Source organism: Flavobacterium supellecticarium (assembly GCF_004801375.1).
In the GTDB taxonomy this organism is placed as follows: Bacteria; Bacteroidota; Bacteroidia; order Flavobacteriales; family Flavobacteriaceae; genus Flavobacterium; species Flavobacterium supellecticarium.
This window is the reverse complement of sequence record NZ_SSNZ01000017.1, coordinates 1-4,223: the sequence shown is the minus strand read 5'-3', so window position 1 is coordinate 4,223 and position 4,223 is coordinate 1. Positions and strand designations below refer to the sequence as shown.

The 4,223-nt window shown below is 34.9% G+C and carries 3 protein-coding genes and 1 pseudogene; 3 read left to right on the top strand and 1 reads right to left on the bottom strand.

What is annotated here, in order from left to right:
• The first annotated feature begins 122 nt into the window (after window positions 1–122).
• The 3 genes and pseudogenes from E6C50_RS17465 (at window position 123) to E6C50_RS17455 (ending at window position 2,853) form a co-directional block, all read left to right on the top strand.
• On the top strand, window positions 123–1,142 hold the full coding sequence (locus E6C50_RS17465; protein ID WP_168732857.1) for an RHS repeat domain-containing protein: 1,020 nt from the start codon (window positions 123–125) through the stop codon (window positions 1,140–1,142).
• Window positions 1,126–1,542 carry a hypothetical protein gene (locus tag E6C50_RS17460; RefSeq protein ID WP_136404536.1) on the top strand — a complete coding sequence of 139 codons (417 nt, stop codon included), beginning with the start codon at window positions 1,126–1,128 and terminating at the stop codon, window positions 1,540–1,542. The genes E6C50_RS17465 and E6C50_RS17460 overlap by 17 nt, the downstream gene beginning before the upstream one ends.
• A 124-nt stretch (window positions 1,543–1,666) precedes the next feature.
• Window positions 1,667–2,853: pseudogene (locus tag E6C50_RS17455) on the top strand (IS256 family transposase).
• Between the two features lie 168 nt (window positions 2,854–3,021).
• Here the strand turns inward: E6C50_RS17455 and E6C50_RS17450 are convergent.
• The gene (locus E6C50_RS17450) at window positions 3,022–4,101 is read right to left on the bottom strand and encodes an RHS repeat domain-containing protein (RefSeq protein ID WP_168732856.1); all 1,080 of its coding nucleotides are present in this window, start codon (window positions 4,099–4,101) and stop codon (window positions 3,022–3,024) included.
• Window positions 4,102–4,223: the final 122 nt, after the last annotated feature.

The window sequence follows — 4,223 nt, the reverse complement described above, 5'->3', positions numbered from 1 at the left end:
CAAAATCATACGATTTTTTATAGCTTTTTCAACCACTTGAAGTCATTTTTAGAAACTATTTTCAAGTTGGAAACCCTTATGATTACTGCGTTTTTAAATCATTTTATCATTATCCGTTTGGGATGCTAGTGCCAAACCGTCACGAGTCCTCAGAATCATATCGTTATGGGTTTAATGGAATGGAAAAAGATGACGAGTTAAAAGGTGAAGGAAATAGTATTACAACCGAGTTTAGACAATACGATCCTAGAATTGGAAGATGGCTAACACCCGACCCTAAAGCTTCTTTGATGCCATTCCAATCGCCATATAATGCTTTTGATAATAGACCAACAATTACGGTAGATCCTAGAGGAGATTGCCCGAGTTGTTTCTCAGGAATGTTAGCGGGTATTATAACCGAGTTTGTAACACAAGTTGCTGATAAAATGTTCTTTGATGGCTTGGCTTTTGAACCTGCTATTAAAGCTGTTGATAAGAGTGATATAGTTGTTGCTGGTATTGGCGGATTTGCGACAGGGTGGCTTACGGGTGGTTTAGATAAAATAAGTCATTTGTTTAAAGGACGATATGGAAAAGTCACTTATCGATTACTTGGAGAAGTTGTTGAATTTGCATCCGATGCTTTAGGTCAGATGGGGAAAGATCATTTAAATGGGAAGAATGTTGATGTAATGGATGCATTTAAACAAGCAGGATATGATAAGGCTGCGTCTATGATTACCAAAGGAGGGGCAAAAAGATTTAATCTGGACGATAGCAAAAATATCCTAGTAAGACGTACTAATGAATTCCAATATGAAATCAATAGAGCCGCTGCAGCTCAGAACAATCATCGAAGATTTTCAAGATTGGCGAGCCAGGCTGTAGATTCTCAGACAAAAGCTAAATATGAAAGAAAGGCTGAGAGATGGTTGAATAAGTACGAAACCAGAAAAAACGCTGCAATTAAAAAAACACATCAGACTTTTGGTGAAATTGCAGGAGGAGAACTTACAGATAATATCAAAAAAGGTTTAGTTTCGAAAGTAGAAACAAGAATTGAAGACCAGGCGAGAGAGTATAGAAAACAAATTTCGAATGGAACAATAACTGTTGGACCTCTTGAAAAAATAAGTATAGCAGATGACGATCAAGAATAATCGTATTACAATGTTTATTGGATTTACGCTGATTATAGGGTCAATAATTGCTTTTATTCATGAAAAGAATAAAAGCGACAGGCTAACTGCAATCGAGTGTGAAGTGTTGTCATTTGACTGTATTGGGAGAGGTGCGCATACAATGTTTTTATATAAAAATCAGAAAAGAACAATAGGAGGATCTCCGGATGAACTTTGCAAAGAAAATAAAAACAGTAAAAGTATTATCTTATACCATTACGCTGAAGATGATACATTTTATTACACCAATAATACCTTTTCAAATAGGTATTTGATGTTAACAGGTATCGGAATATTAATATGCTTTGTTCCTTATTTTTCAAAGAAATTAGATGATTTTCTTTTTGAAAAAGATCTAAAAAAGTCCAGAAAAAAATGACAAGACAAGCATGATGGCTCCTTGTAAATATTTGGTAGTATTTCACTAACTGTGTAAGTATAAAAATAATGGGGTTTTAAAACCCCATTATTTTTATGTTTAATTTTAAATGTTACACAGTCTTATGAAAAAAGAAGATTTATTATCGGAAGAGTTTTTAAAACAGTTTAAAACTGGAGAAGACCTAAATGGCTTTCTTGCCCAACTACAAAAGCGTGGATTGGAAGCTATTCTTAATGGGGAATTGGATTCTCATTTAGGATATGATAAACATGAGAAATCCCCCTGTTCGAACTCTCGTAATGGTTTTTCCAAAAAGAAAATAAAAACCTCTTTTGGTGAATCAGAAATTCAGGTTCCCAGAGACAGAGAAGCTTCTTTCAATCCCATGATAATCCCTAAAAGGCAAAGTATGGCTGACGGATTGGAAAATGTCATCATATCGCTTTATGCCAAAGGAATGAGTGTTAGCGATATTGAAGAACAGATAAGGGAAGTGTACAATTTTGAGGTATCTACCTCTACTATATCAAGGATTACAGAATCGGTATCCAATGACATTGTTGCTTGGCAAAACCGTCCATTAGAACCTGTTTATTTAATAGTTTGGATGGATGGTATCGTATTTAAAGTTCGTGAAAGCTCTAAGGTCATCAACAAGACCATTTATCTGGCTGTAGGCCTAAATAGAGACGGTAAAAAGGAAGTTCTTGGTATGTGGTTAGGCAAGAATGAAAGTGCCAGTTTTTGGTTGGGAGTATTAACGGACGAGGTGTGGAAGATATTCTCATTACTGCAACTGATAACCTCAATGGCTTTACACAAACCATTAAAAACGTATTCCCGGAATCGCAAACACAAATCTGTGTTGTACATCAAATCCGGAACTCAGCCCGTTATGTAGTCTGGAAAGATAAAAAGGAGTTTTCTAAAGATATGAAACAGATTTATGATGCGCCAACCAAACAAGCTGCAAAAGGAGCTTTGGAAGATTTTGCCAGCAAATGGAATCATAAATATCCTTATGCTGTTAAATCCTGGGAAGAAAACGGGGAGGAACTTACCGTCTTTTTTGACTTCCCGATTGAAATCAGAAAAATCATTTACACCACAAATCTAATTGAAAATCTTAATGGAAAAATTAGAAAATATACCAAAAACAAATTGTCATTCCCTACGGATGAAGCCGTTTTAAAATCCGTATATCTGGCTTTAAGAGAAGCAACCAAAAAATGGACTATGCCAATCCATAATTGGGGATTAATCCTCAATCAGTTCTTAACCATATTTGAAAAAAGGGTTCAACTTTAAATAAAAAGTCAAACCCTGTTATTTTTTAACTTACACACTTTTGGGATAGTGTCATAAATATAAAAGCCTAACAATAAAAGTTAGGCTTTTATATTTATCTCTCATCAATGAAATGTTGATTGATTTAACCGATCAACAAAATAATTCCGATGTTTTTCATTTAAGGGATCATTTCTTAATTTCTAATTTATAAGTTGTCACCGTTTGTGTTGTTGGTGACATCCCTATAGATGTACTTACACCAGTACCCACTTCTCTTTTCGTTGTACTTATCGTATATTTTATTCCTTTTTGATTTAAATACATTGTTAAATTATCAATATTATGTTTAGATTCTGTAGTAAATTTCCTCACTCCTGTTTTTAAGCCAATATAGGATTCAAGTAAAAATATATTGGATGCTTTATCTCCACCATTCTTTTGTACTAAGTCAAAAATTGCTAAATCGGGTTTCGAATTGGTAATGTGTTTGTTGTATTTAAATTTTTTATTATTAAACAACTGTATTAACGTGTACTGGTACATTTTGTACTCATAGGGTCTGTCAGCAATATTGTCTGCTTTATCATGTTCACCTTCACCCTCAAAAGCATGCTCAAGGGTTATACGACCAAGAAAAGGCAATCCCCGAGTAGTTTTTCCCCACATTGTTCTATTTTCATTATCATCAACATAACTATGAGCCCATGAGTCACCTATTGTATGCAATTGGTTCAAATCTCCACTTAAAACATTTTCCTGAGCTTTATTCAATACATCACTTTGTTTGCCTCCTGTTAAGCCATGCCACGATTTTTGCAAAGATTTGTCTGCCCATGTTCCGAGTCCAAAGAGACTAGTTAGTAATGGACTATTACCGTGCGACTTATGTAGCTTCATTTTGTTGTTTGCATCCACTACATGATGATCATAATATTCCGCATGGATAGCCAAAGATCTTGCCGTCGCCTTATTTAGTCCCATTGCTATACCCATAGCATATACAGTCCAAAAATGCCCATCTTCTTCCCAATTACCATCACTATCTTTGTATCTGATTGGATTATCAAAACCAAATCTGTATGGAGACCAATCGGGAGCTGCCATTCTCATTTTATCAACTGCAAACCATCTTCCTGTTCTCGGATCATACATTCTATCACCAAAGTCAAAGCTATTTCCTTCACCTTTTAACTCATCGTCTTTTTCTTTTCCATTAAACCCATAACGATATGATTCTGAGGCTTCGTGGCGGTTTGGCACCAGCATCCCAAACGGATAATGATAAAATGATTTAAAAACGCAGTAATCATAAGGGTTTCCAACTTGAAAATAGTTTCTAAAAATGACTTCAAGTGGTTGAAAAAGCTATAAAAAATCGTATGATTTTG

What these genes read in the sequence shown, in the direction of transcription:
- E6C50_RS17450 (WP_168732856.1), bottom strand. Translation starts at nt 4,101, where the DNA reads ATGCTGGTGCCAAACCGCCACGAAGCCTCAGAATCATATCGTTATGGG.
- E6C50_RS17460 (WP_136404536.1), top strand. Translation starts at nt 1,126, where the DNA reads ATGACGATCAAGAATAATCGTATTACAATGTTTATTGGATTTACGCTG.
- E6C50_RS17465 (WP_168732857.1), top strand. Translation starts at nt 123, where the DNA reads ATGCTAGTGCCAAACCGTCACGAGTCCTCAGAATCATATCGTTATGGG.